The 26,021-nt window shown below is 61.2% G+C and carries 25 protein-coding genes and 2 tRNA genes; 9 read left to right on the forward strand and 18 right to left on the reverse strand.

Translation table 11 applies throughout. From position 1 onward, the window contains the following. The first annotated feature begins 123 nt into the window (after positions 1 to 123). Together ACXJKO_RS17235 and mdoH are read left to right on the forward strand one after the other, a co-directional pair. A complete protein-coding gene (locus tag ACXJKO_RS17235) occupies positions 124 to 1,749 on the forward strand; it encodes a glucan biosynthesis protein (protein WP_457092318.1) in 1,626 nt (541 codons plus the stop codon). After that, positions 1,725 to 3,920, forward strand: coding sequence for a glucans biosynthesis glucosyltransferase MdoH (mdoH, locus tag ACXJKO_RS17240; RefSeq protein ID WP_457092319.1), 2,196 nt, complete (start codon positions 1,725 to 1,727; stop codon positions 3,918 to 3,920). The genes ACXJKO_RS17235 and mdoH overlap by 25 nt, the downstream gene beginning before the upstream one ends. Before the next feature lie 6 nt (positions 3,921 to 3,926). On the opposite strand, the gene gcvA is transcribed toward mdoH, so the two are convergent. Beyond that, positions 3,927 to 4,877, reverse strand: coding sequence for a transcriptional regulator GcvA (gcvA, locus tag ACXJKO_RS17245; RefSeq protein ID WP_457092320.1), 951 nt, complete (start codon positions 4,875 to 4,877; stop codon positions 3,927 to 3,929). A gap of 132 nt (positions 4,878 to 5,009) precedes the next feature. On the opposite strand from gcvA, the gene ACXJKO_RS17250 reads away from it, so the two are divergent. Further along, positions 5,010 to 5,231 (forward strand): hypothetical protein, encoded by a 222-nt coding sequence (locus ACXJKO_RS17250; protein WP_457092321.1) that lies wholly within the window; start codon positions 5,010 to 5,012, stop codon positions 5,229 to 5,231. On the opposite strand, the gene ACXJKO_RS17255 is transcribed toward ACXJKO_RS17250, so the two are convergent. Beyond that, on the reverse strand, positions 5,220 to 6,863 hold the full coding sequence (locus ACXJKO_RS17255; RefSeq protein WP_457092322.1) for a Na/Pi cotransporter family protein: 1,644 nt from the start codon (positions 6,861 to 6,863) through the stop codon (positions 5,220 to 5,222). The genes ACXJKO_RS17250 and ACXJKO_RS17255 overlap by 12 nt on opposite strands. A 675-nt stretch (positions 6,864 to 7,538) precedes the next feature. On the opposite strand from ACXJKO_RS17255, the gene ACXJKO_RS17260 reads away from it, so the two are divergent. Then, entirely contained in the window at positions 7,539 to 7,889 is a 351-nt protein-coding gene (locus tag ACXJKO_RS17260; RefSeq protein ID WP_457092323.1) for a hypothetical protein, read from the forward strand. A 112-nt stretch (positions 7,890 to 8,001) separates the two neighbouring features. Here ACXJKO_RS17260 and ACXJKO_RS17265 read toward each other — a convergent pair whose 3' ends face one another. The 4 genes from ACXJKO_RS17265 to purT form a co-directional block, all read right to left on the reverse strand. Next, complete coding sequence (locus ACXJKO_RS17265) at positions 8,002 to 9,042, reverse strand: sensor histidine kinase (protein WP_457092324.1); 1,041 nt, start codon at positions 9,040 to 9,042, stop codon at positions 8,002 to 8,004. Further along, complete coding sequence (locus ACXJKO_RS17270) at positions 9,039 to 9,470, reverse strand: response regulator (protein ID WP_457092325.1); 432 nt, start codon at positions 9,468 to 9,470, stop codon at positions 9,039 to 9,041. The genes ACXJKO_RS17265 and ACXJKO_RS17270 overlap by 4 nt, the downstream gene beginning before the upstream one ends. A gap of 1 nt (position 9,471) precedes the next feature. Beyond that, positions 9,472 to 11,970, reverse strand: a complete 2,499-nt coding sequence (locus tag ACXJKO_RS17275) for a PAS domain S-box protein (RefSeq protein ID WP_457092326.1) — start codon at positions 11,968 to 11,970, stop codon at positions 9,472 to 9,474. Positions 11,971 to 12,149: 179 nt separating this feature from the next. Next, the gene (purT, locus tag ACXJKO_RS17280; RefSeq protein ID WP_457092327.1) at positions 12,150 to 13,322 is read right to left on the reverse strand and encodes a formate-dependent phosphoribosylglycinamide formyltransferase; all 1,173 of its coding nucleotides are present in this window, start codon (positions 13,320 to 13,322) and stop codon (positions 12,150 to 12,152) included. A gap of 263 nt (positions 13,323 to 13,585) precedes the next feature. Between purT and ACXJKO_RS17285 the strand changes: the two genes are divergently transcribed. Both ACXJKO_RS17285 and ACXJKO_RS17290 read left to right on the forward strand, forming a co-directional pair. Then, positions 13,586 to 13,876: a hypothetical protein gene (locus tag ACXJKO_RS17285; RefSeq protein ID WP_457092328.1), complete on the forward strand. Its 291-nt coding sequence runs from the start codon at positions 13,586 to 13,588 to the stop codon at positions 13,874 to 13,876. Between the two features lie 100 nt (positions 13,877 to 13,976). After that, entirely contained in the window at positions 13,977 to 14,885 is a 909-nt protein-coding gene (locus ACXJKO_RS17290) for a DMT family transporter (protein ID WP_457092329.1), read from the forward strand. A gap of 7 nt (positions 14,886 to 14,892) precedes the next feature. On the opposite strand, the gene ACXJKO_RS17295 is transcribed toward ACXJKO_RS17290, so the two are convergent. Together ACXJKO_RS17295 and ACXJKO_RS17300 are read right to left on the reverse strand one after the other, a co-directional pair. Beyond that, positions 14,893 to 15,399: a flavin reductase family protein gene (locus tag ACXJKO_RS17295; RefSeq protein ID WP_457092330.1), complete on the reverse strand. Its 507-nt coding sequence runs from the start codon at positions 15,397 to 15,399 to the stop codon at positions 14,893 to 14,895. A gap of 19 nt (positions 15,400 to 15,418) precedes the next feature. Next, positions 15,419 to 16,807 (reverse strand): LLM class flavin-dependent oxidoreductase, encoded by a 1,389-nt coding sequence (locus tag ACXJKO_RS17300; protein WP_457092331.1) that lies wholly within the window; start codon positions 16,805 to 16,807, stop codon positions 15,419 to 15,421. Positions 16,808 to 17,066: 259 nt separating this feature from the next. Here ACXJKO_RS17300 and ACXJKO_RS17305 point away from each other — a divergent pair, with 259 nt between their 5' ends. After that, positions 17,067 to 17,840, forward strand: a complete 774-nt coding sequence (locus ACXJKO_RS17305; protein WP_457092332.1) for a MetQ/NlpA family ABC transporter substrate-binding protein — start codon at positions 17,067 to 17,069, stop codon at positions 17,838 to 17,840. Positions 17,841 to 17,872: 32 nt separating this feature from the next. On the opposite strand, the gene ACXJKO_RS17310 is transcribed toward ACXJKO_RS17305, so the two are convergent. The 7 genes from ACXJKO_RS17310 to ACXJKO_RS17340 form a co-directional block, all read right to left on the reverse strand. Beyond that, positions 17,873 to 18,466 (reverse strand): MOSC domain-containing protein, encoded by a 594-nt coding sequence (locus ACXJKO_RS17310; protein WP_457092333.1) that lies wholly within the window; start codon positions 18,464 to 18,466, stop codon positions 17,873 to 17,875. Positions 18,467 to 19,003: 537 nt separating this feature from the next. Beyond that, positions 19,004 to 19,080, reverse strand: a tRNA-Arg gene (locus ACXJKO_RS17315). A 21-nt stretch (positions 19,081 to 19,101) separates the two neighbouring features. Continuing rightward, positions 19,102 to 19,407 (reverse strand): ETC complex I subunit, encoded by a 306-nt coding sequence (locus ACXJKO_RS17320; protein WP_457092334.1) that lies wholly within the window; start codon positions 19,405 to 19,407, stop codon positions 19,102 to 19,104. Between the two features lie 36 nt (positions 19,408 to 19,443). Beyond that, a tRNA-Pro gene (locus ACXJKO_RS17325) sits at positions 19,444 to 19,520 on the reverse strand. An 80-nt stretch (positions 19,521 to 19,600) separates the two neighbouring features. Continuing rightward, entirely contained in the window at positions 19,601 to 20,008 is a 408-nt protein-coding gene (locus tag ACXJKO_RS17330) for a DUF192 domain-containing protein (protein WP_457092342.1), read from the reverse strand. Positions 20,009 to 20,067: 59 nt separating this feature from the next. Next, positions 20,068 to 20,688: a cold-shock protein gene (locus ACXJKO_RS17335; protein ID WP_457092335.1), complete on the reverse strand. Its 621-nt coding sequence runs from the start codon at positions 20,686 to 20,688 to the stop codon at positions 20,068 to 20,070. A gap of 129 nt (positions 20,689 to 20,817) precedes the next feature. Beyond that, positions 20,818 to 21,591 (reverse strand): SIR2 family NAD-dependent protein deacylase, encoded by a 774-nt coding sequence (locus ACXJKO_RS17340; RefSeq protein ID WP_457092336.1) that lies wholly within the window; start codon positions 21,589 to 21,591, stop codon positions 20,818 to 20,820. Positions 21,592 to 21,634: 43 nt separating this feature from the next. Between ACXJKO_RS17340 and ACXJKO_RS17345 the strand changes: the two genes are divergently transcribed. Next, positions 21,635 to 22,633: a heparan-alpha-glucosaminide N-acetyltransferase gene (locus tag ACXJKO_RS17345; RefSeq protein ID WP_457092337.1), complete on the forward strand. Its 999-nt coding sequence runs from the start codon at positions 21,635 to 21,637 to the stop codon at positions 22,631 to 22,633. Here the strand turns inward: ACXJKO_RS17345 and speB are convergent. From speB to ACXJKO_RS17360, 3 genes are all read right to left on the reverse strand, one after another. Then, on the reverse strand, positions 22,630 to 23,667 hold the full coding sequence (gene speB, locus ACXJKO_RS17350) for an agmatinase (protein WP_457092338.1): 1,038 nt from the start codon (positions 23,665 to 23,667) through the stop codon (positions 22,630 to 22,632). The genes ACXJKO_RS17345 and speB overlap by 4 nt on opposite strands. 17 nt (positions 23,668 to 23,684) lie before the next feature. After that, positions 23,685 to 24,884 (reverse strand): ornithine--oxo-acid transaminase, encoded by a 1,200-nt coding sequence (rocD, locus tag ACXJKO_RS17355; protein WP_457092339.1) that lies wholly within the window; start codon positions 24,882 to 24,884, stop codon positions 23,685 to 23,687. 99 nt (positions 24,885 to 24,983) lie between these two features. Then, on the reverse strand, positions 24,984 to 25,499 hold the full coding sequence (locus tag ACXJKO_RS17360; RefSeq protein WP_457092340.1) for an Lrp/AsnC family transcriptional regulator: 516 nt from the start codon (positions 25,497 to 25,499) through the stop codon (positions 24,984 to 24,986). A 323-nt stretch (positions 25,500 to 25,822) separates the two neighbouring features. On the opposite strand from ACXJKO_RS17360, the gene ACXJKO_RS17365 reads away from it, so the two are divergent. Next, positions 25,823 to 26,021 (forward strand): acyl carrier protein (locus ACXJKO_RS17365; RefSeq protein WP_457092341.1); only part of this gene is annotated, 199 nt, incomplete at its 3' end.

The following is a 26,021-nucleotide window of genomic DNA, read 5'->3' on the forward strand; positions in this document are numbered from 1 at the left end:
CAATCCGGTGGGCTTTCTGATGTGGAGCTAGATCAGAAGTGACAATTCGGCAATCTTTTCATGAACAAAGAGCATGAATTAGAACTGCCTCGTTTACTTCATACTCGTGATCCACGATAAACCATGAGTCTTCCCGATTTTCTGGCTGAAGAGCCACGTTCACACAAGAGTATCGCAGTGCCGGTTTCGCAGGGTCCCTCGCGCCCTTCCCATCCTCGCCGGCGCGATATGCTGGCCTATTTCGGCGTTTCGGTTGCCGGGCTTGCATATGCGCCTGCCGTCTGGGGCCAGACGGCTCCGACTTCCCCCTTCGCCCGCCTGGCGAACAACCAAAGCTTCGACGCCTCCGTCGTCGTCGATATCGCGCGCCAGCTCGCCCGCCGTCCCTTCGCCGCCCCGGCGAACGACCTGCCGGACGCTTTCGCGAACCTGAATTACGACCAATACATCACTATCAAGTCCCTGCGTCCGCCGATCTGGAGCACGGAAGGCCGCGGAATCTCGGTCGAGCCCCTGCATCGTGGCTTCGTGTTCAGCAACGCGGTCGATCTGTTCCTTGTCGAGGACGGGAACGTACGTCGGGTGGGCTACGACCCCGCTCAGTTCAATTTCGGCGGGATCAATGTTCCCAACAACATCCCCGATTTGGGCTACTCGGGCTTCCGCCTGATCTCGCAACAGGGTGACACCCAGGCCTTCGATTTCGCGATCATCCAAGGCGCGACGTTCTTCCGCGCGTTGGCGCGCGGCCAGAATTACGGCGCGATCAGCCGCGCCTTGACCCTCAAGCCCGCCGACGCGAAAGGTGAGGAATTCCCGACCTTCCGGGCGTTCTGGATCGAGCGTCCAGGGGTCGGCAGCAACAGCATCACGATTCACGGCGTCATGGATTCCGAATCCACGACGGGCGCGGTGCGCATGACGTTCCGTCCGGGCRACATGACCATCGTGGATGTGGAGACGACCCTCTTCCCACGCGTCAACCTGGATCACGTTGGCCTCGGCGCCATCGCCTCCACCTATTTCTATGGCCCGAACGACCGCCGCACGGCGGACGACATCCGCCCGGCCGTGTATGAATCGTCCGGCCTCCAGATGCTGAACGGCCAGGGCGAGTGGCTCTGGCGACCGCTGCATAATCCAGAAACCCTGCAGATTTCGGCCTTCGTGGACAACTCGCCCAAGGGATTCGGGCTGCTCCAGCGCGAGCGCGCCTATGAATCCTTCCAGGACGACGACCAGCGCTTCGAGCGCCGCCCGAGCCTGTGGATCGAGCCTTTGGGTGATTGGGGTCAGGGAAGCGTGCAGCTTCTCGAAATTCCCACAGACGCCGAGATCAACGACAACATTCTCACCTATTGGCGCCCGAAAGGTCCTATGGCCGCCGGCTCCGAGGTGCCTTTCGCCTATCGGCAGTACTGGGGCTGGCACTCGCCGGAGCGTCCGCCGCTCGCTACCGTCGCCGCGACTCGGGTGGGCCGGGGCTCGGCCGGGCGCCGCAGGAAGTTCACCATCGACTTTTCGGGGGATATGCTGGGTGACAATTGGCCCAAGGACCTTAAATCCGTCCTGACCGTTGGACCGGGAACGTTCCAGAACCTCAAACTTTTGCCATATCCGGAACGAAAGACGGTACGCGTCGCATTCGAGCTTGACCCGGGCAACGAAAACGCGGTTGAGATGCGTCTCATTCTTGAAGCAGGCGGAAAACCTATTAGCGAGACATGGCTGTATCGTTGGACACCGTAAGCCCAGATTCGAAACAGAACGTGGCTCCCCTCGGGCGGCCCGATTCCGTCATGCCTCCCGAGAAGCATCTGAACATGCCGACCCAGTCGCTTCGGCGCTGGTCGGAATCGGAGGAGCGAAAGCCGCTTCGGGACCACCCCAAGCTGGGAATGTATCTCGCCAGGCTTTTCGTGTTCGGTGGCGGATTGCTGCTGACCGCCTACGGTACTTACGAAATGTACCAGGTCGTGTCGGTCAGTCGCACCACCGTCCTCCAGTGGGTCCTGGTGGCACTGTTCACGGTCAACTTTTCTTGGATCGCTGTAGCGTTCACAAGCGCCCTGCTCGGCTTCTTCGCCCTGCTCCGTCCCTCCCGCCACGCCGGCCCGCTGCCGACCTCTCTTCGGGAGCGCACGGCGATCGTCATGCCGGTCTATAACGAGCAGACCGACCGGACCTATGCGGCGCTGGAAGCGATCTATGAGTCGGTCGAGGCGACGGGGCTGGGCCAGCACTTCGATTACTTCATCCTCTCGGACACGACGAACCCGGATGCCTGGGTGGCCGAAGAACGCGCATTCCTTGCCTTAAGGGAGCGCCTGGGCCCCAACGCACGCTTCTATTATCGCCACCGCGCGAAGAACTATCACCGCAAGGCCGGCAACATCGCGGATTTCGTGTCGCGCTGGGGCGGGCATTACGAGCACATGCTCGTTCTCGACGCGGACAGCCTCATGACCGGCGAGTGCATCGCGCGCCTCGCGGTCGCCATGGAGGCGGACCCGGATGCCGGCATCATCCAGTCGCTGCCGCTGATCATCAACCGCAACACCCTCTTCGCGCGTCTCCAGCAATATGCCGCCCGCGTGACCGGGCCGGTGATTGCCATGGGTCTTTCCGTCTGGATGGGCCGCGACGGCAATTACTGGGGCCACAACGCGATCATCCGCACCAAGGCCTTCGCCGACCACGCAGGCCTGCCGGATTTGAAGGGCAAGCCGCCCTTCGGTGGCCACATCCTGAGCCACGATTTCGTAGAGGCCGCCCTGGTGCGCCGCGCCGGGTGGGCGGTCTACATGCTGCCGGATCTCGGCGGTTCCTATGAGGAAAGCCCACCCTCCCTCATCGACCTGTCGGCCCGCGACCGGCGCTGGTGCCAGGGCAACCTGCAGCACATGCGCGTCGTCAACGCCAAGGGCTTCAAGATTCCTACGCGGCAGCACTTCGCGACGGGCATCATGTCCTATCTCGCGTCGCCCTTCTGGCTGTTCCAGCTGATCGTCGGTATCGCGCTGGTGCTGCAGACGACCTACATCCGGCCGGAATATTTCTCCCGCGACTTCCGGCTCTACCCGATCTGGCCGCGCTTCGACCCCGAGCGCGCGTTGACGCTGTTCGCCGTGACCATGGGCATCCTGCTCGCGCCGAAGCTGTTCGGCCTGATTCTTATGCTTATCAAGGGCCATGATCGCCGGGCCTCCGGCGGCGGCATCCGCCTCATCATTTCGTCCTTGCTCGAGATCATCCTCTCGGCGCTCGTGGCTCCGATCCTGATGCTGATCCAGTCCGGCTCGGTCTTCCAGATTCTGCTCGGACGTGACACGGGCTGGCAGCCGCAACGGCGCGACGACGGTTCGATTCCGCTCAAGGATATCGTGCGGCGTCACAGGGCCCATACGGTGCTGGGCATCCTTGCGGGTCTCTCGGCCTTCATGATCGCGACCTCGCTGTTCCTGTGGATGTCACCCACCATCCTCGGCCTTCTGCTGGCGATCCCGCTTTCCTGGCTCAGCGGCCAGCTCGGCGCGGGCCTAGCCCTTAAGCGGCTCGGACTGCTCATGACGCCCGAGGAGAAGCAGCCCCCGGCCATCGCCACGCGGGCGAACGAGCTTCAGGCACGCAACGCCGCCTTCGGCTACGACGACGAGGATAGCCTGCGGGCGCTCTATGCCGATGCGGCCTTGCGCGAGCGGCATCTCGAAATGCTGCCGCCGGTGACTCCCCGCAAGCGCGGCGTGATCGAGACGGAGCGGGCATTGGCTGAGGCCAAGCTCGTGGATGCCGAAACCATCGACGATGCGATTGCCTGGCTGCACCCGAAGGAGCGGATGGTCGTTCTTCACGACCGGGCACTCCTCAACATGCTCGTGCACCTGAAGGCCAAACCGGCAGACGCGGAAGCGGCCGAGTAGGAAACTTCACGCAACCGGGGCCGAGGCCCCGGTTTTTTGTTGGACCGACGCAGCGGTCTTTTCCGCATCGCCCGCGATTTCGCTCAGCACCCAATCCCGAAAAGCCTGGATCTTCGCGGAGCGCTTGCGCGCTTTTGGATAGACCAGCCAATATCCCTGATCGGTGGCCGCCAGGATGTTGAAGGGCTGGACGAGGCGTCCGGCGGCAAGATCTGACGGGAAGAAATTGGGATTCACCAGCGCAAATCCCTGCCCTGCCATGGCCGCCATGCCCTCGAATTGCTGCACGCCGAGGGAGTTGTCAGGCCGGCGCGACAGGTCGAGATCGTGGATGCCCGCAGCGGCAAACCAATCCCGCCACCAGGGATCGTTTGGCGAGATGATCGGGAATTTCAGGATATCCAGCGGCTCTTGGAGGACATGACCTCGGATGAGATCAGGACTGCAGACCGGCGTGAATCTATTGGGAAACAGCAGATGCGCCTCAAGCCCCGGCCAATCTCCCGAGCCGCTCCTGATTCCCATATCGAACTCGCTCTTGGCGAAGTCGACGATCTGCTGGTCGACGGAGACCTGCACGGCGATGTTGGGAAACAGCTGCTGGAAACGCCCGAGGCGCGGAATCAGCCAATTCGACGCAAAGGTGCTCAAGGTGGTCAGCGAAATGACGGATTGAACAATCTCTTCGATTCCGTCGAAGGCCGCCCGTAGAGKTTCGAAGGCCTTGGTCACCGCAGGCGCCAGCTGCTGCCCCTTCGCGGTCAGCGAAACCTGACGCGGCATGCGGATGAACAGAGGGGCTCCGACACGGTCCTCCAGCATCTTGATCTGGTAGCTCACGGCAGCCTGGGTCATGCCCAGTTCCTCCGCCGCGCGGGTGAAGCTCTGATGGCGCGCGGCGGCCTCGAAGACCCTGACGGCGCTCATGGGCGGAAGCTTGGACGGTACTTTGGGCATGGCTGATCCATAAGGCTGCCTTATGCCAGCCTCCTGGCTTTCACTTTGTCAAGTTCGGCCTGCGGGAGCACATTATTCCCATAGACGATGGAGCTGTTCCTCCCTCGCCATTCAGAAAATCAGTAGGCTGTCATGAAATACAATGAATCTCGCCGCCCCGGCGGCATCGAGAGCGCTTGGCTGCGTCTGAAGCTCTGGCTCCACCCGGTGGTCCCGCACAGAACCACTGCGTTCCTCGACACGGGTGACCTCTCCGAGTATTTGCGCCGCGATATCGGGATGCCCGATCCGGTGCGCTATGCCGATTGGAAGTCACTCCGCGAGAATGGCTGGTACAGCCCCTCAGGTGACTAGGCGGCTGGGCTTGAGCTCGCCGCTCTGCTCCAGCAGCGAATGGCCGGTCGAGGCGATATGCGCCTCGATGCGCTTGAGATCGCGCACGATGTCGAGCTGAAGCGCGCTGGTATCGCCCACCGTCTTGCCGGAGCGGATCTGCTCCAGATGCTTCTGGGTGACGGCGCGTTCGAGATCGCGGAACCGCTCCTTCTCGGAAACGAGTCGGCGGGCCGAGCCGATATCCTGGAACATCAGCACCGAGGCCGCGAGCTGGAGATGCTCCAGCAGCTTCGCGTGCATGCTGATAATGTCCTCCAGGCTGTCCTTGGGCAAGCGTAGGTGGTTCTTGATGCGCTTGGCGGCAAGCTCCATCAGGTTCTTGTCGATGATGTCGCCGATATGTTCGAGATTGATGGCGAAGGTGAGGATATCCGACAGGCGCCTCGCTTCCGCCTCGCTCAAGGCCTCGTGGTTGATCGAGCTCAGATAGCGGCGGATCGCGCTGTAGAGACGGTCCACCACGTCGTCCGTGCGGCTGACCTCGGCGACGCGGCTGATATCGTCCTCGCGGAACAGATCCTGCGAGCTGCGGAGCATGATCTCCACGGTATCCGACATGCGCAAAACTTCGCGGGCCGCATTGGAGAGCGCGACGGACGGCGTGTCGAGCGCATCCTTGTCGAGATATTGCGGCATGCCGGGATCGGAAGCCCGCAGCTTCTCGGGGAACGCCTTCAGCAGCAGGGTCGCGATCCAGGGCAGCGGCAGGATGAAGACAGCTGCGATCACGATATTGAAGAGTGTATGGAAGTTCGCCGCCAATCGCGCAGGATGGGGATCGAACATCGCCATATATTTCAGCACGGGATCGATGAGCGGCAACGCAATCGCGCAGCCGATCACGCGCATGGCGAGATTGCCGAACGGCACGCGGAACTTCGCTGGGTCRCCGCCCATGCCTTCCAGCATCGGATTGACCGCGCTTCCGAGATTGGCGCCGAGCACCATGACGAGAGCCGCGTGCGGATCGATGACGCCTGCCGTCGCGAGCGACATGATGAACAGCATCGCCGCGACGCTGGAATGCGCCATCCAGGCAAAGATGCCTGCGAGTAGCACCAGGATCAGCGGATCGGGCGCGATGACTGCGAGCAGATTCTTCAGGACCTCCGACGATTCGATGGGATGGATCGTCTCGCTCAAGAGATGAAGCGATAGCAGCATCAAGCCCAGGCCGATGGCTACGCGCCCCAGATCCTTCACGCGGCTCGACGAACCGCGCTTGTAGGCGATGTAGCCGCAGAAAATCAGGAACGGAAAAATCAGGGTGATGTCGAAGGACAGCACCTGGACGATGAGGGTCGTGCCCACATTCGCGCCCAGCATCACCGCAAGCGCAGGCACCATGTCCACCGCGCCGCCCGCCGTGAAGGACGCGACCATCAAAGCCGTCGCGGTGCTGCTCTGGAGAACCGTCGTCACGCCGACACCGGCCAGGAAGGCGCGAAGGCGCGTGCGGAGACCGACGCCGAGGATCCAACGCAGATCGCTGCCGAACGCGCGCTGCACTCCGCTATTGACCATGTTGATGCCCCACAGAAGCAGGGCAATCTCACCCATCAGGTGAATCAGGACGGTGGTCGCGGACATCGATTCCTCTAGGAGACTTAGTACGGCGTAAACGCTCTGATTAATCCTGTTGCATTGGTACGGCAATCAGGTTGCCGGCTAATAATGCATGGAATCAGAAAAAATCCATCGCTCTCAGCCCCTTTCAGTAAGTGAAACACTCCTTACCCCTCCGTCTGGAGAGGATTCGACGCGCCGAGGAAGGCTGTGGCGCTGCCCATCCTAGAGGCGCGGAGGCGCTGAAATCGACAGCTTGGCAACGGTCAAACTGGGCAAAAGGAGTATAACCGCCACGGTTGGTAAGTGGAATCTTCCTGCCTCATGCATACGTTCCTGGACGTAATATCGCCTTTTCATATCGTATTCGTGCCATTTCATCGCCATACATATGGCAATAGAAGGATAAAACACCGATTTTCTCTAAATATTAGACCGCATCTGATATAGAAAGCAGAATATCATCCCTTCGGATATGCGGAAATTTTGCCGTATTCGACTTGCCCCAAGGCAACGTAAGTCGCTCGCGAGATCGTGAGCCCTTTTGACTACCCCATTCGCATGCCTTGTATGTCCGTAAGGACCTCTGCTCTTTTCCAGAGGCAACAGATAGGCATGTATGGCTCTATAAGGCCAAGATCGGAGACGGTCCCAGTGCTGGCAGAAAACGCGTCCCCAGTTAGTATGCGAGGAACCGAGATGGGTTTGGATGATCCATTTCCAATCGAGAAATGCTCCGGCCGTGTCAGAGGTGCGGTCCTCGCGGAATTTCAGGGACGATGTCCAACGATACGGGAGGTCGCCAGCATCTCGGATGCGCAATGGCTCACAGTTCCCAATATCGGGCCGACGACCCTTGAGGAGATCCGCCGGTTCATCGCGGAAACGCCCGTGGAAGAGCGCCTTCAGAGCCTGCCGATCATGGGCGATGGGGAACTTCTATCTCGGTTGCAGCGCGTTCAGCGGGAGTTGAACATCATCGCCGCCGCCATCAAGGCACGGGTCTCCGTCTYGCCCTACAAAAGAGATCAGGGAAACGAATCGCCATAAGCGTTGCCTGCGCACCTCCCTGCCCTCGAAGCGGATCGCCCGATCCGTCATGGGCAAAGCACGGTCTTGGTAGATCAGGGAGGCGACCCGAACTTCTCTCGCCGAAAATCGCTCAAACGATAAAGGACAAAACCGCGCGGGTGCCGGTGTGCTGCTGGTCGAACTCGATGGCCGATTTCAGGTTGGCCGCCATCGCCTTGACGATCTTGGTGCCCAATCCGCTGCCCTGAACCTTGCCGATCCCCTTCCAGCCCACGCCGTCATCCTCGACGGACAAGCGGATCTTCTCGCCCGCGGCCGAAAGCGTGACCCGGATGTCGCCCGAGGAGCCTTCCGGATAAGCATATTTGAACGCGTTCGTGACGAGTTCCGTCACGATCACGCCCACGGAGACGGCCTTGTCGGTCGGGATCGGGATTGCTTCCGCCAGCAGGGAGATCCTGTGCTCGCGGCCGGCGGCGTGCATTGCGCCTTCCAGTTCCTCCACGAGGCCTTCGAGATAGGTATCCATCTCGACGAAGCGAACGTCATTCGAGGTGTAGAGACGGCGATGAATCTGCGCGATGGCGGCGATGCGGCTCTGCGTCTCCGTCAGCGTATCCTGGACGATAGGGTCCTGCGTGATGGCGCGTTTTTGCATCGCGACAAGGGAGGCCACGAGCTGCAGGCTGTTGGCCACGCGATGGTTCACCTCGCGCAGCAGCATCTCGGCCCGCTCGCGCGCCTGGCGTACCTCACGCTCCGCCTCTTCCTTCTCCCGCCGAAGCCGCGCGGCTTCGAGCGCCTGTTCGGCGGCCGAGCGAAGAAGATCGAGAAAAACCCCGCCCACATCCTTGATGACGTAATCCGCCGCGCCCGCTTTCAGAGCTGCGACCGCGATGCGCCCTTCATCGGCGCCCGTGACGTAGACGACGGGCGGCGGATCACCCAGGGCCTGGATGTCGGCGAGAACCTCAAGCCCTTCCTTGCCGGGCATGAAATGGTCGAGGGCGATGATGTCGAATTCGGACGCGGAGAGTCGTTCCATGCCCTCGACGCCGCTCAGGGCATGTGAGACCTCGAAGCCGTGGCGGGCGAGCGAGCGCTCAACCAGCCGCCCGAGACCGGCATCGTCGTCGATATAGAGGAGGCGGATGGGCTGAATCTGGCTCACAACGCTTCGGGAACTTGAATGACGGACAGGAAGAGGCCGAGTTGACGGATGGCCTGGGAGAACGACTCGTACTCGACAGGCTTCGTGATGTAGACGTTGGCGCCGAGATCGTAACAGCGCTGCACCTCGCGCTGGTCGTCCGTAGTCGTCAGGACGACGACGGGCGCACGCCTGAGGTTCTCGTCGCTTTTCAACTTCGCCAGGATATCGACGCCGTTCATGTCCGGCAGGTTCAAATCGAGCAGCACCAGAAACGGACCGGCAGTGCGCACCTCCTCGCTGAACATGTGCGCCAGGGCCGCCGTTCCATTCGGGAAGGCGCGGATTTCATTGCACACGCCGGCACGGCGAATGTTCTTTTCGATCAGGCGCGCATGTCCCTCGTCGTCTTCGATCATGATGATGGTGACAGCTTGCTGCTGGGGCATCTTATGCGGCCTCTGAACTCATGCTGATATATTTGGGTAGGACGACCGTGAAGGTCGAGCCCTCGCCCAGCCGCGAGGACACGGAGATCGTTCCGCCGAGCCTTCGCACGAGCGCGCGCACATGCGCAAGTCCAATTCCTTCGCCCTGCTGGTCCTGAATTCCGGAGCGCCGGAACAGGTCGAAAATCCGCTCGAAGTCCTTCGGGTCGATCCCTCGCCCGTTATCCTCGACCTCGTAGCGGACGACGCCGCCGGTCTCCTGACCGCGGATCATGATCCTGCCCGTCCGCTCGGGACTCACGTACTTAACCGCGTTGTCGATGAGGTTGCCGAAGACCTGTTCGACCGCCAGACGATCGCTGACCAGATCCGGCATGGCTTCGATCACGAGTTCAACATTCCGCTCCTGCAGCTGATGCGCCATGCTTTGACGCTGAGCATTGAGAAGCTGCCTCATGCTGATCGGCTCCGGCGCTAGGACCCGTCGCCCTTCGCGGGAGAGCTTCAGAATGGCGTTGATCAGCTTGTCCATCTTCACGGTCGAGGACCGGATGAAGCCGATCGCCTCGGCCAGGTCGCTTTCGACCACCTCGCGGGTTGTGGGCGTGATCAGCTCCGGATGCGATTGGGACACCCTGGCATAGAACTGCTCCAGCTCCTCTTGGGCGCTTTCGAGCTCGCTCGTGAAGCCCATGACATTGACCAGGGGCGCGCGCAGGTCGTGGCTCACGATATAGGCGAAGCGCTGGATCTCCTCGTTCGCGGCATCAAGCTCCGACACACGCTCGGACAGGATGGCCGCAAGGCGGCGGGTCTCGCCCTCGGACTGAATCGCCTGCTCGCGGCTCTCATGAAGCGCGTCACGCATCTGGCGGAGTTCATGAATGTCGGTGCAGGTGCCGTACCAGCGGGTGATCCGCCCCTGCTCGTCGCGGGTGGGCTGGGCACGTCCCAGCACCCAGCGATACTGGCCCGAGCGATGCCGCAGCCGGTATTCGATGTGATAGGGTTGGCCTGTGTCCAGAGAATGCTTCCAGACCTCCCAAGCTCTTTCCCGGTCATCGGGGTGGAACATGCCGCTCCATGTTTCGCCATCGGTCGAGCCGCTCGGCACCCCAGTATATTCGTACCAGCGCTCGTTATAGTAATCGTGGAAGCCGTCAGGCCGCGTCGCCCAGATCATCTGGTCGATGGAGTTCGCGGTGGCGCGGAAACGCTCTTCGCTCTCCCTCAGCGCCTGCTCCACCTTACGCGTCTCCGTGATATCCACGTTGACCCCGATCATGCCGAGGAATTCGCCTGAGGGGCCGAAACGCGGCTGGGCGTTGGTCTGGACAATGCGGTACTCGCCATCAGCCCGCCGGAAGCGCGCCTCGACCATGAACGGCTCATGCTTCTCCATCGCCGTGGAGAAGGGCATGGTCATGGTCTCGAAATCGTCAGGATGCACCGTGGACGCCCAGGTGAAATCCCTGATGCCATTCTCATCGACGCCCCAAAACTCCCGCTGCATACGGTTGAGATAAACGCAGCCCCCGGATTGATCGCCCATCCAGAGCATCACGGGAGCGCTCTCAGCCACGAGCTTGAACCGCTGCTCGCTCTCGCGCAAAGCCGTCTCTGCGCGCTTCTGCTCGGTGACGTCGTGGCCCTGCACGAAGATGCCGGAGACAGAGCCGTCATGACTGAAGATCGGCTGGTAGATGAAATCGAGGAAACGCTCCTCGGGCCCATCGTTCAGGTTCATTCTGAGGTGGATGCGCACGCTCCGGCCGACGAAGGGCTCACCGCTGTTGTAGACGCCATCGAGAAGATCAATGAAGCCCTGCCCCACCACTTCCGGCAACGCCTCGCGAACCGGCTTGCCGATGAGTTCGGATCGGCCCACCAACGTGCGATAGGCGGCATTCGCAAGCGTGAAGACGTGGTCGGGGCCGCTGAGCGCCGCGACGAAGCCCGGTGCCTGCTCGAATATTTCCCGCAGGTGCTGCCTCTCCTTGTTCAGCGATTGGTTGACCTCCTGCACCGCCTTGGCGCGGCGGAACAGGTCGGTTTCGATGAGCGCGGAAGGGCCGGAGGATATCACCGTCGATTTCGCCAGCATGCGCAGGCGATGAAGCTCGGTGACATCCACCGTGTGCTGCAGAATGGAAACCAGCTCGCCCTTTTCATCGAAGAGCGGCGTGTGCGTGGCGCTCCAGAACCTTTCCTCGAGTCCCTGCCCGTCCGGCAGCGGGATCGCATACTCGATGATCGGAAGGTGATCCGTCACCCTCTCTCGAATGACTCGCGAGAACGAGTCCCTGAGCTGTCTGTAGCTGTCTGAATCCGGGTCGCTGGGGAAGGCATCGAACATGTTGCGCCCGATCAGATCCTCCCGCTTCCTCATGGTGACCTGAAGATAGGCCTCGTTCATCCCCATGATTACAAGCGTAGGATTGAGCAGCACATACGGATTGGGAGACGCGCGGAAAAGAGCCTCGAAGTTGATGGATTTCAATGGTTTGTGCCGGACCTTCGCCAGCTCCCCTTATTATTGCAGCAACACGCTTTCCCTTAATTTAGAACAGGTCGAACAAGACGCCATACACATAGTTTAAACAGTTTGGTGGTGTGGCGTCTCGGTCACGGGGAGAAAAGCCCCCGATTGCAGGGTCTTAAGGAGACCGAGGCGCGATCCTAGACGTCATATCGAATCCTGACGAGGGAGGCCGCCTCGCACGCCTTCGCCCGAGCCTCATCGACCGTCTTGCCCGCCGCCAGAGCCACGCCCATGCGCCGATAGGGGCGCGTCGTCGGTTTGGCAAAGAGCCGGACTTCGACATCGCCCTCGCGCGACCCGAGCGCCAGCGCATCGGCGAGCCCTTCGATGATGAACTTATCGGACTCCCGATTCGCCAGAATGACAGCCGAGGCCGTCGGTCCGTGCAGGCGGATTTCGGGGATCGGCAGGCCGAGAACGGCACGCGCGTGCAGGTCGAACTCCGACAGGTTCTGGGATAGGAGAGTCACCAGACCCGTATCGTGCGGCCGGGGCGACAGTTCGGAGAAGATCACCTCGTCCTTGGTCACGAAGAACTCGACGCCGAAAATTCCGTAGCCACCAAGATTGTCGACGACCTTCTTCGCCATGTCCTGCGCATCGGTCAGCAGCTTGTCGGTCATCGGAGTCGGCTGCCAGGATTCCTGGTAGTCGCCGCGCTCCTGCCGGTGCCCGATGGGCGCGCAATAGGAAACGCCGTCGCGGCCGCGGATCGTCAGGAGCGTGATTTCATATTCGAAGGCAACGAACTCCTCGACGATCACCTTGCGCCGGTCGCCGCGCATGTTGGCCACCGCATATTCCCAGGCCTTCTCCAGCTCCTCCACGGAATGGACCGTGCTCTGCCCCTTGCCGGAAGAGGACATGACCGGCTTGATCACACAGGGAAACCCCGTGTGCTCGGCTCCAGCTTTCACCTCATCCAGGCTCTCCGCATAGCGGTATTTGGACGTGCGCAGCCCGAGTTCGGCGGCGGCAACCTCGCGGATGCGGTCCCGGTTCATGGTGAGCGACGCCGCGCGGGCGGACGGGACGACGGTGAAGCCCTTGTCCTCGAATTCCTGCAGCACTTCAGTGCGGATCGCCTCGACCTCGGGAACGATGAAATCCGGCCGGTGCTTCTCGATGGCGGCCCGCAGGGCATCGGCGTCGAGCATGGAGAAGACCTCCACCTCGTCGGCCATCTGCATGGCCGGAGCCTGGGCATAGGAATCGCAGGCCACCACATGGCACCCGTAGCGTTTCGCGGAGATCACGAATTCCTTGCCGAGTTCGCCCGAGCCCAGGAGGAGGATTTTGGCTGTAAACACCGGGACGCCTTTCCATGTTTCTGCGGGAACGTTGTGGCCGCGACACCTCTTAAGAGAGGTGAAACGGCTTGAAAACGCCCTTATGCGCGTTCGTTTGTTGGGACAACGTCAATTAGGTTCAATGCACGGCAGGCAATCGGGAATGTCCCCTCCCGTGAGGCCCTGAACGTCTTCAACTTGCGTTCAGCGCATCCCTGCTGTCTCGCTTGTGCATTGCACAAACTCAAGACTCATACGTTATGGGGGTGCACAGGAGAAGCGGAATGCTTGGAACAAAGAAAAAGCCGACCCCTCAGGGCCGCCGCGTCACGCGCGTCGAGCCCCCGGCGCTCGATGAGGCCATCATCGCAGCGCAGGGCCTGACCGATGACATCGAAGGCCAGATTGAGATCGCCGCTCAGCYCATGGGCATGTCCGAGGATGAGGTCCGTCCTGTTGTCCTGCAATCGGCCGCGCAGACGCGCCGTCCCGAGCGCGCGCACAGCATCGAGCGTGCCGATGGCGCCAAGGTCGTCGTCGTGGAGCGCCGCCGCCCTCGCCTCATGGCGCGCTGATCAGGCATTTCGACTCCCATGGGTCCGTGCTGGCGGGTTCTCTGTCTATCCATGGGGATATAAGTTATCATTGCAGAATAATTTTCTTTGAGACATCCGAATGGTCAAAGGCATCGTCCTTGCTTTCCTTGCCTTTGCGGTCTTTGCCTGGGGCGATGCGGTGGTGAAGACCATCGGCCATGATCTCGACCCCTTCGAGGTGACCTTCTTCGGCTATCTCATTCCCCTTGCGCTCTCTCCCGCCTTCATGAAGCCGGGCGACAAGCTCCAGGATCTCGTCCGTTGGAACCGCCCCTGGCTGATGACGCTGCGCGTGTTCTTCATCGCCGTCACGACGCCTTTGAGCGTCATGGCCTTCACGAGCCTGCCTTTCGCCGAGGCCTTCGCGCTGCTCTTCCTCATGCCGAGCCTCGTGACGGTGCTGTCCATCTTCGTGCTGAAGGAAAAGGTGCGCTGGCGACGCGGGCTTGCGGTCTGTGCCGCCTTCATCGGCGTTCTCATCATCGTTCGCCCCGGGTTCAAGGAGCTTCTGCCCGGCCACCTCGCGGCCATTGCCGGCGCGCTCTGCGCGGCAGGCGGCGTGATCATGGGGAGGATGATCGGCACGACGGAAAAGCGCTATGCGCTCATCGGCAGCGTGTTTCTCGGCACCACGATCATCGCGGGCATTCTGATGATCCCCGGTTTCTTCTGGCCCAATCTGAATCAATGGATTCTGCTTCTGGCCTTCGCCGCGACAGCCTTCGTCGCCCAAGCGCTTTTCATCGTCGCTACCACCTACGCGCCGGCGGATCGCATCGGCGCTGCCCAATACAGCCAGATCCTGTGGGCTCTCGCCATCGGCGCGCTGTTCTTCGATGAATGGCCCGATGCGCTCGCTCTCGTGGGCATCGCCATCGTTGTCGGGGCGGGCCTGTTCATCTTCGCGCGGGAACAGACCCTCAAGAAGGATACGTCGCAGCCCGTCTCGGCCATCGTGCCGGAGCCATCGACCGCCGGCGCGGATTAGCCCGGACCTACCACCATAAACCGGCATTGTCGGCGGAGAACGTGCCGAAGGTGCCATGCGCATAGATTAACGGCTTTGCCGCATTGCGCGATGCAATGCCCTCGACCGCGCCGAAGAACACGCTGTGCGTGGACATCTTCACCACTTCGGTTACGGTGCAGTCGAAGCTCGCGAGTGCGGTTTCCAGAACCGGCGCGCCGGTCACGAGTGGCGCCCATGAGCCCAGAGAGAACCGCTCCTCGCGCTTGACCCCATCCTGCCCGGAAAAGCCCCGCGCGATGCGGTCGTGATCGCTGGCGAGGAGATTCACCGAGAACCGGCCGCTTTCCTGAATCGGATCGTGAGCGCTCGCGGTGGAGTTGATGCAGATCAGGATTGTCGGCGGATCCGCCGAGACCGAGCAGACCGCCGTCGCGGCAAGACCCGCGCGGACGCCTTCATGTTCCGTGGCGATGATGCTGACGCCGCCTGCCAGATGGCGCATCGCCTGCTTGAACTCAGTCGGTGATGTCATGACCCCTCGCAGCGGCCGGTTATTCAGCCGCATCGATGTTCTGCGCCCCATGGCGGTGGGCTGCGCCAGGATGGTTGTCCGGCAGATGCGCATGACCTGCACCGAACAATTTCTCGCGCAGCGTGCCCGCCTCGTAATCACGCTTGTAGATGCCCCGCTCCTGCAGGATCGGCACCACGAGATCGACGAAGTCCTCCAGCGTCTCCGGTGTCACCACCCGACTGATGTTGAAACCATCGACACCGGTCTCCTCCACCCAGGACTGCAACTCGTCCGCGATCTCCTCGGCCGAGCCGACGAGCGGCGGATTGCGTGCGCCGAGACCCTTCTCGCCGAAGATTTTGCGCAGGGTCCAGACCTGCGAGCTGTCGCGGGTGAAGGCTTCGAGCATGGAGGCCATGGCGTTGGACTTCTGGTATTGCAGCGGCTCGTCGAGATCCTGCTTCGAGAAGTCGATTCCGACCGTGCTCGAGAAATGCGCCAGCGCGCCCTCTGCGCTCGCATAGCGGTGGTATTCCTCGTACTTCTCCTCCGCCTCCTTGCGCGTGCGGCCGACGACGATGGCGCGCCCGAGGAAGAACTTCACGCCTTCCGGATCCCGCCCCTGCTTCGCGGCGATATCGCGAACATCCTGCACCGCCTTTCGGGTATGATCCTTGCTCGGACCATAAAGGAACACGCATTCCGCGTGGCTTGCCGCGAAGTCCTTGCCGCGCGCGGAGGCTCCCGCCTGATAAAGAACCGGCGTGCGCTGTGGCGACGGCTCTGAGAGGTGGACACCGTCCATGCGGTAGTGCCGGCCTGCATGCTGCACCCGGTGCACCTTGTTCGGATCGGCATAGATCCTGCGCTCACGGTCGCGCAGGACCGCGTCGTTCTCCCAGCTGCCTTCCCAGAGCTTGTAGACCACCTCCATGAACTCGTCGGCGACGTCGTAGCGGTCGTCATGCTCGCGCTGCGCGTCGTAGCCCATGGCCTTGGCGGCGCTGTCGAGATAGCCGGTSACGATGTTCCAGCCGATRCGKCCGYCGGTGAGGTGATCGAGCGTCGACATSCGGCGSGCGAAGAGATAGGGCGTCTCGTAGGTCAGGTTGCAGGTCACGCCGAACCCGATGTGCTTGGTCGCGGCCGCCATGACTGGGACCACGAGCAGCGGATCGTTCACCGGCACCTGCACCGCGTTCTCGATAGATGGTGCGGGTCCACCCTTATAGACGTCGTAGACACCCACGATATCGGCCAGGAAGATACCGTCGAACAAACCGCGTTCGGCCGTGCGTGCGAGGTTCTGCCAGTACTCGATGGTGTTATAGGCAGTCGAACGGTCCCGAGGGTGTGTCCAGAGGCCGTGCTGGATGTGGCCGACGCAGTTCATATCGAACGCATTGAGCCTAATCTGCTTTTTCATCGGAACCTTCACTGTTCGGCGGTCGCTTTCTATGGTTCCTTATAAAGAACAGGTTCCGCGATTGTAAAGCGCCTTGAAACTGGTTGAGCCGAGTCGAACCGCCCACGTTTCACCATATAAAACGCCAAAAGCGGCCGCGTGTCGTTGCGTTAGACCTATGTCTAAACGTCGTTCTTTTTTTCGAACGTGTACTTGACATAGAACGCTCTCGATCACCAAAGTCGCTTCAATCCAACGACACCGCCTATCGGAGAACCCTATGTTGAAGCGCTTGCTTGCGGCCTCGTGCCTGTCTCTCCTCAGCCTTTCCGCCATGGCCGAGACGATCAAGGTCGGCACGACAGCCGGCCCCTTCGCCGAGGTTCTCGACGTGGCCAAGGCCAATGCGGCGCGCGATGGCCTGACCATCGAGACCATCGAGTTCAGCGATTTCGTCGGCCCGAACGCGGCGCTCGCCGCCGGCGATCTGAATGCGAATTCCTTCCAGCATAGGCCATTCCTCCAAGCCCAGATCGATGCGCAAGGGTTCGACCTCGTTCCTGTCGGCAAGACTATACTCGTGCCCATCGCCTTCTATTCGAAGCGCTACAAGACGGTGAGCGATATCCCCACGGGAGCGACCATCGCGATTCCCAACGACCCGGCCAATGAGGCCAGGACGCTCCTGCTTCTGGAGACGACGGGCCTGATCAAGCTGAAGCCCAATGTGGGCTTCAAGGCCACACCCTTCGACATCGTCGAGAACCCCAAGAATATCAAATTCATCGAGCTGGAAGCAGCCCAGCTCGCCCGCTCGCTGGATGACGTCCACGCCGCCGCGGTGAACACCAACTACGCGCTTCAGGCAGGCCTCAACCCGCTTGAATCCCTCGTGCGGGAGGGCCCGCAGTCCCGGTACATCTGCGAGGTCGTCGTGCGCCGCCAAGACGTCGACAAGCCATGGGTCAAGAAGCTCGTCGCCGCCTTCCAGCACGACAACGTGAAGGAATTCATCGACAAGCGCTTCAAGGGAGCCGTGATCGCGGGCTGGTAGCGCATCTGCTTTGGGAGCAGAGGGTCGCAGGCTTAAATCTTATCGTCGGCTTTCACGCGCCCAGCAGTCGGCTTTACGTAAATCAGCGGGATATGCGGAAGCGGCGGCTTCTCGATAATGATCGTGTCGCCGGGCTTCACTTCTCCACCCTTGAGCACGATGCTCATGACGCCGGCCTTGCGGACCAGCCCCGCAGGCTGGCGCTCGACGAGATGCTGAACAAGCCCAGGCTGAAACTTTTCGATCTGGACACAGGGGTTACGGAGACCGGTCAGCTCGATGACCGCCTCCGGGCCAAGCCTCAACCTCGTGCCGGTTGGCAGCGCTAGAAGATCCACACCTTTCGTGGAGATGTTTTCTCCAAGGTCGCCAGGGCGGACGATGTGGCCCTTGGTGCCCACATGCTCCAGCGTCTCCGACTGGATGAGGTGGACCTGCCGCAGATTCGGAATCTGCCCGAAGCGCCTCATGTGAAAGCGGTGCCGATCCGTCGAACCGGCGTGCACATCACCTTCGACGCCCCAATTCTCAATCAGGCGAATGACGTCCTTGGGGACTTTGCTGAATGCATGTCGGCCGTTGGCATGCACGGAGAGCACGATGGGTGGAGGATTAGTCTTAGTCATTGTGCCAACTACCAACTGCCCCCTGCCTCCACTCAGTTTATCAGCAGCGGAAGCAAATTTGCTCGCCCACATATGTACGCTCAGGCCCAACCACTCATTTCCTCAAACAGTCAACGAAGTTGGATTGAGGCAGCCGCCGCCACCCTTTCTTTTAGGATTCGAGAAAAGAAGCCGGTGCGATACAAATGGACTGGGATCGATTAAGACTGTCTCACGTTGACAATCCCCATCTCAGTTAGAGTGAATAGATGTTCCCTTCTTGGATCCGGTTAAGCATTGAGACCGCAATGCTTGGGCTTGAGGCCCAAAGCGTGGTCTGGACTCGCATGTCGCAGATGGCGCTGGGCCAAGGATCACCAGCCGAAAACCTCCGAATGGTTACAGAGAAGATGGCAGCCTTCGGCGAAGCGGCCACCACCGTAGCCATGGGTGGCACGGCCCATAAAGTGGTCAGGGGATATCGCAGGAGGGTCAGAGCGAATATCAAGCGCCTTGGCTGAATGGGAAGGCGCAAGCGGGCTAAGCCCATATAATTATTGGCGACCCCTGCAGGGCTCGAACCTGCGACCTATTGCTTAGAAGGCAATTGCTCTATCCAGCTGAGCTAAGGGGCCGTCGGGCGCGAGGCCTGAAAATCAGTGCGTCCAGGGACCGACGCGATTGAATTTGAAATTGTCCGAGTAAGCCATGGTCCGCCGCTTCACTTCGTGCGGCTCCTCCACGCGGTAGGCAATGCCTTCGCGCTCGGCATAGGCCATCGCCTCTTCCTTGGTGTCGAACCACAGGCGCAGCTGCTGGCGGGTATCGCCCGAGCTGGTCCAGCCCATGAGCGGCTCAATCTCGCGCGGCTTGTCCTGATCGAACTCCAGGAGCCATTGCTTGGTCCGGGCCATGCCGGACTGCATTGCGGATTTGGCGGGCTTAAAAATCCGTGCGGGCATCGATTTCGGCACTCTCTCCAAGACGTGGTCGGTGGATGGTCGGGGCGGCAGGATTTGAACCCGCGACCCTCTGCTCCCAAAGCAGATGCGCTACCAGACTGCGCTACACCCCGCCTCTCGGCACCGGCCAGGCTTTTCGCTATCACGGACCCCTGGCTTCAGCAAGCGCCAGGAATGTCCAAGCACAAGAACTCTACCGCTTGAATAGCGGATGCTCGATCCGGTCCCCGGGCTTGATCCCCAGGCGGGCCGCCGTGCCGGCGTTCAGCTCGAGAACGGCCAGCACCGGTTCGCCTGAAGGAATGGTGCGGGTGGACAAAGGTTCCGTGTTGGCGGCGATGCGGGCGATGGTACCGTCCTGGCGGACGAACAGCATGTCCAGTGGCAGATAAGTGTTCTGCATCCACATGGAGACCGGCTCGACCCGGCCGAAATCGAACAGCATGCCCTGGTTCGCCGGCATGGAGCGGCGATACATCAGGCCCTGGGCCCGGTCCGCATCGTTGCGGGCAACCTCGACCTGGAAGCTTTGGCGCTGGCCTCCCTGGGGGAAAATGGACAGGGCTTCGAGAGCCTGCGCATAGGCGGCCCCCGCCAGCATGAAGGCGAGACCGATGACCGGGAGGCCCAACCGGGAGAACTTCAGCACGCTTGAGCCTATCAGTGGGAGTGAGGCAGGTTCATCTCGGCCAGGCGAACCTCCGCCGCCATGAGGCCCTTCGAGCCGTCGCCGAAGCGCACATAGACCTGTTCGCCGGGTTTCAGCTCCGCAATGCCGTAGCGTCGCAGCGTCTCCATGTGCACGAAGATATCCGGCTTGTCCTCGCCCTGGGTGAGGAAGCCGAAGCCGCGCAAGCGGTTGAACCACTTCACGACGGCAGGCTCCAGCCCGCTGGTCGGCACCACCTGCACATGGGTGCGGGGCAGCGGCAGCTCGGACGGGTGCAAAGCCGTGGATTCATCCAGGGAGAGGATGCGGAAGGCCTGCAGGCCGCGCGGGCGATGGACAGCCTCGACAACGATGCGGGCGCCCTCGTTCGCGGCCTGATAGCCGTCCCTGCGCAGGCAGGTCACGTGGAGGAGGACGTCGGGCATGCCGTTGTCGGGAACGATGAAGCCGAAGCCTTTTGCCACATCGAACCACTTGATCCGGCCACTCACCTGAACGAGTTCAAGTGTGCTTTCGTCCGGACCAGGCTGGGCAACCTCGCGGCGACCCTGATCGAGAGAGGAGGTTTCCTCTCGAAGATTGAAGGACTTGGAGCCGTAATCGCCAGTCATGCAGAAACCCAAACTCGAATCAAAGACCCAGATTCTTAAGAAGAAGATAACATCGTCCTGACTCATGGAAAGCCTGAAAGCGCCCTTTTGGGACGATGAAATTTTCGGCAAAAGGCGAGGTTATTGAAACTACGAGATAAAACTGGACAGGACGGCGCCAATTTCTGCGCGGATGACGAGATCCGCCACATCGTCGAGCGGCGTCGGCTCACGATTCACGATCACCAGGGCCGCTCCGTTCTCCTTGGCGAAGGCCGGAAAAGCCGCTGCCGGGTAGACCACCAGCGAGGATCCGAGCACGAGGCAGAGGTCACAAGCCGAGATCAGCTTCTGCGCCCGGCGCATTTCGGTCTCGGGCATCGCCTGGCCGAAGGATATTGTTGCGGACTTCAGAACACCGCCGCAGGCCACGCATTCGGGCGGCTCACCTGTGGCTTCGAACCGTTCACGGATCCAGTCGAGTTCATGCCGTCGCCCGCAAGACAGGCATTTGGCGTAAGTTCCGTTGCCGTGAAGTTCGATCACCTGATCGTCGGACAGGCCTGCGGCCTGGTGCAGTCCATCGATATTCTGGGTGATGACGGCAGGCATCTGGCCAGATGCGATCATTGAGGCAATGCAGACATGCCCTTTGCTCGGCTGCGCATCGCGGTAGAGGTCGTCCATCGTGAACTTGCGCCGCCAAGCCTCGCGCCGGGCGTCCGCACTCTGCACGAAATGCTCGAAAGGGATCGGCTTGTTGCGCATCCAAGGGCTGTTCGGCGAGCGGAAGTCGGGCACGCCGCTTTCGGTCGAGATGCCCGCGCCGGTGAAACCGGCGACGATGCGGGCCTCTTGAATCATTTCCTGCAATGTGGCGATTGACGCGGCGAGGTTCTCGGTCATGTCACCCATATAGGACATGGCCTCAAGACAAAAATGCCCCTGACAGACAGGACAAGACCACGTGAGTTCAGATTTCTCTCAAGCCCAGGCGACCGCGGAGCACGAAAATATTTCCGCCACCCAGGCCAGGAAAGTCGCGTCTCAGCGCTGGGACGCCATCGATGTGGCGCGCGGCCTCGCGATCGCGGCCATGATCGTCTACCATTTCAGCTGGGATCTGAGCTTCTACAAGCTGATCGAGACCAACATCCTGCATGTGCCCGCATGGCGCTGGTTCGCGCGCGGGATCGCCGGCTCGTTCCTGCTGCTCGCAGGTGTCGGGCTGGCGCTGGCCCATGCGCAGGGCTTCCGGAAACTGCCGTTCCTCAAGCGGGTTCTGAAGGTCGGCGGCGCGGCGCTTGCCGTCAGCCTCGTCACGTTCTTCGCTTTTCCGCAGAGCTATATTTTCTTCGGCATTCTGCACTGCATCGCCGTGTCGAGCCTGCTGGCGCTGCCATTTTTAAGGCTGCACCCTGTCCTCACTCTCATCGCTGCCGCGTTCTGCCTTGCCGCGCCGTGGCTCTTCACGAGCCCTGCCCTCGATGCACCGTATCTCGATTGGCTGGGGCTCGGCGCGAACGATCCTGTGACGAACGATTACGTGCCGATCTTCCCTTGGTTCGGCGCCGTGCTGATCGGCGTCGCGACCGGCAAGATGCTCGTGTCGCGACAGGCAACGATGGCACTCGCGCGCTGGAGAGCCTGTGATGCCGTCACGCGAACTTTCATATGGGCCGGACGAAAGAGCCTGCCGATCTACCTGATCCACCAGCTCGTCCTGCTCGGCCTTCTCTACGGCGTGTCGCAGATGACGGGGCCTTCGCCTGTCGCGGCCTGCCAGGAGATCTGCCTGCAGCAGAACGGCAATCCGGCCACCTGCCCTTCCGTGTGCTCATGCATCACGGAAGCGCTGCCACAGAGGGATTTGTGGCAGCGTCTTTTGAGGGATCAAGCCACACCCGAAGACGACAAGCGGATTTCGGCAACGGCGCAGCAATGCATGCGCCGCCCGCCGCTTTAAACCACGCTCAGCTGTCCATCCTTCGCACTGCGCTCATTCCGCGCTTCGGCGAGAAGGCACAGAAGCTCGAAGGCGATGGATGCGCCCACCAGTGCGGTGTTGCCGGACTGGTCGAGGGGTGGCGAGACTTCCACCATGTCGGCGCCGATCAGGTTGAGATGGCGGAAGCCGCGCACGAGCTGCAATGCCTCACGGCTCGTAAAACCGCCGATCTCAGGTGTGCCGGTGCCGGGCGCGAAGGCCGGATCGATGGAATCGATGTCGAAGGTGAAATACGTCGGCTCCATGCCCACCACGCGGCGGGCTTCAGTGATGGCATAGGGAATGCCCTTCTCCACCACCTCTTCCAYGTCGATGATGCGGATGCCCTGATCGAGTGCCCATTCCCGCTCGTCCGTGGAATACATCGTGCCGCGAATGCCGATCTGCACCGTGCGCTTCGGGTCGAGAACTCCGTCCTCGATGGCGCGGCGGAAGGGAGTGCCGTGGGTCAACTTCTGCCCGCCGAAGAACGTGTCGCCCGTATCGCTATGCGCGTCGATATGGACCATGCCGAGCGGACCCTTGGTCGCGAGCGCCCGCAGGATCGGATAGGAAATGATGTGATCGCCGCCTATGGACAGAGGCGTGACGCCGCCCTGATGGAGATAGCCGACCTCTGCCTCGATGCGGCGCAGGGTGTCCAGAACGTCGATGGGGTTGACGGGCACATCGCCCACATCCGCGCAGGCGCACAGATCGTAGGGTGCCACCAGCGTCCCGTAATTCACGAGGCGCATGAGGGAGGAAGCGTCGCGCACCTGGCGCGGCCCCAGGCGCGCGCCGGGCCGGTTGGTGGTGGCGCCGTCGAAGGGGATGCCGAGGATGGCGATGTCGATCTCACCAGGAGCCTGCGTGGGTGCGATATGAGGCAGCCGCATGAATGTGGAGATGCCGGCGAAACGCGGCAGCACCATGCCTGACAGCGGCTGATAAGCCTCAAGACGCTGCTCACGAGTTGCCGGGTCCGTCTTCTTCTTCAGATTCTGAGCCATTCTTGTCGTTCCCTCGTTCAATGGACGACGCGGGCGAAAACCCGCTCGATGCGTTCCATTCCCCAATCGATCTCGTCGCGCGTGATAGTGAGCGGCGGCGCGAAGCGCAGGACGGTGCCGTGCGTGTCCTTCGAGAGGATGCCGTCCTTCAGAAGCGCATCGCACACCGCGCGAGCCGGGATGGCATTGGCGTCGACCTCGACGCCAATCCACAGGCCACGTCCGCGCACGTCCTTCACGATGTTGCTGCGCATGGCGCGCAGCCGGTTGAGGAGATAGCCGCCCATTTCGGCGCTGCGCTCCACAAGGTGCTCATCTTCGATAACCGCGAGCGCCTCCATTCCGATCCGTGCGGCAAGGGGGTTACCGCCGAAGGTGGAACCGTGGGAGCCGGGATCGAACACGCTCATCAGGGCCTGCGTGCCGACAAACGCTGAGACCGGGTAAACGMCGCCGCCAAGCGCCTTGCCCAGAATGAGCCCGTCCGGCTTGATGTTCTCATGCTGATGCGCGAACCAGCGGCCGGTGCGTCCGAGGCCGGATTGAACCTCGTCGAGGATCAGCAGCACATTGTGCTTGTTGCAGATAGCCCGCAGATCCCTGAGATAGCCTTCAGGCGGCACCACGATACCCGCCTCGCCCTGTATGGGCTCGATCAGCACGGCGCAGGTATTGGGCGTGATCGCCCGCTCCACGGCCTGCGCATCGCCGAAATCCACCAGCCTGAAGCCGCCGGAGAACGGGCCGAAGCCGTCGCGGTAGGATTCGTCCGAGGAGAAGCCGACGATAGTGGTCGTGCGGCCATGGAAATTGTTGTTGGCGACGATGATCTCCGCCTGATCCTTGGCGATCTTCTTCGAGCGATAGCCCCAGCGCCGCGCCGCCTTGATGGCGGTCTCGACGGCTTCCGCGCCCGTGTTCATGGGCAGGRCCATGTCGAGGCCGGAGATCGCGACGAGGCGCTCCAGGAACGGCCCGAGAAGCTCCGTGTGATAGGCGCGGCTCGTGACGGCGAGTCTCGAGGCCTGGTCCATCATCGCTTTGAGGATGCGCGGATGCGAATGGCCGAGGCTGACCGCCGAATAGGCGCTCATCATGTCGAGATAGCGCCGGCCCTCGGTGTCATGAACCCAGACGCCTTTCGCCTCCCTCAGGACGACCGGAAGGGAATCGTAGTTGGCGGCAGTGACGGATTTTTCGAGCGCGATGCTGTCCATGGGTTCCTCCATGGACAAGCTTATGATTGTGCTGTCGTCATGGAGGCTGAATTTGGGAGCTGGCGCAGCCGTTTCTGTCGTGCGCTGGGCTTTTCGTCGTCAATCCTCGCTGTCGAACACGGGATAGCCGTCGAAGCTCTTGAGGGTCTTGAGAACGAAGGTGGTGTGGATGCGCCCGATGCCGAAGCCGGTATCCGCCAGAAAGGCCTCGGTCAGGGCCTCATAGGCAGCAAGCGTCGGCGCGACGATGCGGGCGATGTAGTCGTATTCGCCGTTCACCACCTGCAGCTCGACGATCGAGGGATGTGCCATGAATGCCCGCTCCAGCCGCTGCCGGGTGGCGGTGGACGGATCACGCATGCTGATCCCGGCGAGCGCGATGATGTCGTGGCCGAGAGCTGCGGGCTCCACCAGGGCCGTGAAGCCACGAATGACGCCCTTCTGCTCCAGCCGTTTCACCCGCTCGAGACAGGGACGCGGCGACAGGCCGACCTGATCCGACAAAGCCTGATAGGTGATGCGCCCGTTCCGACGCAGGGCTTCAAGGATCAGAAGATCRATCCGGTCGAAGGCCGTCTTGGTCGACCGGCCCGGCAGCTTCGAAGGCGGCTTCATGACTGTGCTCAAGCGAAGATCCCCCTGCGGCGGACGGTTCCGGCAAAGGTTAGCGCGTCTCTATCCTACCAGCAGGGAGCGTTGCAATTCCACGTCCGCCTAAGAAGATAAATTCAAGGTTGCGCGCCCTAATCGCAAGTTGAGAAGCCAGCAAAAGTCAATTTACATTTACCAAATGTAACGTTAATTCATTTATAGAAGTATTATTTTGCATTTTCCCAAAGGTAAGTTTGCATTATTTCAAATCATAATTTATATCGTTTCATAACGCTACACTATAGCTTTGAAGGGTGACTCAACGTAAGTCACTTAAGGGGCATATAATGGCAAATTTCCTGGAGGCGGATATCACCGCCCAAGTCGCTGCGCTTTGCAAATGGATTTCCGAAGGCAGCATCACTCATATTGAAATGAATATGTCGCTGACGCGGGATCTGGGCTTCGACTCCATGAAGCTCATGCAGTTTTTCGCCGGCATCGAAGATTCCTATCCCGGCATCGCTCTCGAAGATTGGTTTATTG

It is taken from the genome of Microvirga sp. P5_D2 (assembly GCF_054049475.1).